Origin of the sequence: Actinomyces succiniciruminis (assembly GCF_900002405.1) — a bacterium.
In the GTDB taxonomy this organism is placed as follows: Bacteria; Actinomycetota; Actinomycetes; order Actinomycetales; family Actinomycetaceae; genus Actinomyces; species Actinomyces succiniciruminis.
Genome location: NZ_LK995499.1, coordinates 2,161 through 3,812, shown reverse-complemented (window position 1 = coordinate 3,812; position 1,652 = coordinate 2,161). Strand labels below are relative to the sequence as shown.

The following is a 1,652-nucleotide window of genomic DNA, read 5'->3' as shown; positions in this document are numbered from 1 at the left end:
TGGCCTCCACGGTCAGCACCGCCTGCGGCGTGGCCACGGCGTCGCCGACCTCGGGGATGCGCCCCAGTTCCGTCATGACCAGGCCCGCCAGGGTCTCGTAGGGGCCGTCGTCGGGCACCTGTATGCCGGCGCGGTCGACCAGCTCGTCGGGGCGCAGCCAGCCGGGTACCAGCCAGTCGCCGGCGGCGTCGGCGTGTGCGCCGGAGCGGCGCCGGTCGTGCTCGTCGGCCACGTCTCCGACGATCTCCTCCACGGCGTCCTCCAGCGTCACCACGCCGGCGGTGCCCCCGTACTCGTCCACCACCAGCGCCATCTGGCTGCCGGTGTCGCGCAGTTCCACCAGTAGGGCGGCCAGTGGCATGGTCTCCGGCACCCGGTGGGCGGGAGTCATCAGGGACGATGAGGTCACCGGTACCTCCGCGCGTTTGGCGTAGGGGACGGCGATTGCGCGGCGCAGGTGGACGATGCCGAGCACGTCGTCGGCGTCGTCGCCAATGACGGGGAAGCGGGAGTGGCCGGTGGCCCGGGCCAGGTCCACCACGTCGGCGGCCGTGTCCTGCTCGGTCAGGGTGTGCAGGCGGCCGCGGTCCGTCATGACGTCGACGGCGGTCAACCGTCCCACCCCGATCGAGCGGGTCAGCAGTGCGGCGGTGGACACGTCCAGAACCCCCTCCTCGGCACTGTGCCGCACCAGGGCGGCCAGTTCGGAGGCGGAGCGGGTGCCGCTGATCTCCTCGGCCGGCTCGATCCCCATCCGGTGCAGCACCCGGTTGGCGGTGCCGTTGAGCACGGCGATCACGGGTTTGAGGACCGCGCTGAACCCCATCAGGAAAGGGGTGACGGCGCGGGCGGCCCGCATGGGGTCGGACAGGGTGGCGTTCTTGGGGATGAGTTCACCGACCACCATGGAGAAGGCGTTGACGAGGATCAGGGCGGCGGCCGCCGCCACACCGGTGGCGACCGCCTGCGCCAGCCAGGTGGACAGCAGGCCGGTCAGCAGCGTGGACAGTGCGGCCTGCATGGTGTAGCCGAGCAGGATGGTGGTCAGGGTGATGCCCACCTGGGCCCCGGAAAGCAGCGTGGACAGGCGGCTCAGCGCCCGGCCGACCCGGGCTGCCCCGCGGTCGCCGGCGGCAGCGCGCGTCTCCACGGTGGAGGGGTCCAGAGCCACCAGAGAGAACTCTCCGGCTACAAACAGTGCGGTGCCGGCCGTCAGCAGCACGCCGACGGCGATCATCAGCCACTCCCTCACGGGCGGCCTCCCGCGGGCCGACGGGCCGAGTCGGGGTGGGGGTGGTCGGATTCCGTGCCGGAGCGGTGGCGCCTGCGCGCCCGGCGAGCGTTTCGTCGCATAGTGCTGGCACGCTATCACCTTCGCCCGCCACCGCGGTGCCCGCGCGGCGCAATGCACACCGGCTGGACAATGGCAAGATGAGGCTCAGCAGTCGTCAACAAGTGAGGAGCGGAGCGGGTGGCCATGGAGGAGACGAGCCTGTGCTTCATCGGTGATGAGCTGGTGTCCGGCTACGGGGATGCCCGCGCCCTGGGGTGGACCGGCCGGGTGATGGCACGCACGCCTCGCGAGCTGGGCATCATGTGGAACACCTTGGCCGTCCCGGGCGAGACGACGGCGCGACTGGCCGAGCGCTGGC

At 71.9% G+C, this 1,652-nt stretch carries 1 protein-coding gene and 1 pseudogene; one reads left to right on the top strand and one right to left on the bottom strand.

What is annotated here, in order from left to right; all coding sequences use genetic code 11:
- Positions 1–1,252 (bottom strand): hemolysin family protein (locus BN1056_RS07225; protein WP_210580071.1); only part of this gene is annotated, 1,252 nt, incomplete at its 3' end.
- A gap of 225 nt (positions 1,253–1,477) precedes the next feature.
- On the opposite strand from BN1056_RS07225, the pseudogene BN1056_RS14690 reads away from it, so the two are divergent.
- Positions 1,478–1,652: pseudogene (locus tag BN1056_RS14690) on the top strand (GDSL-type esterase/lipase family protein); the annotation flags it as partial.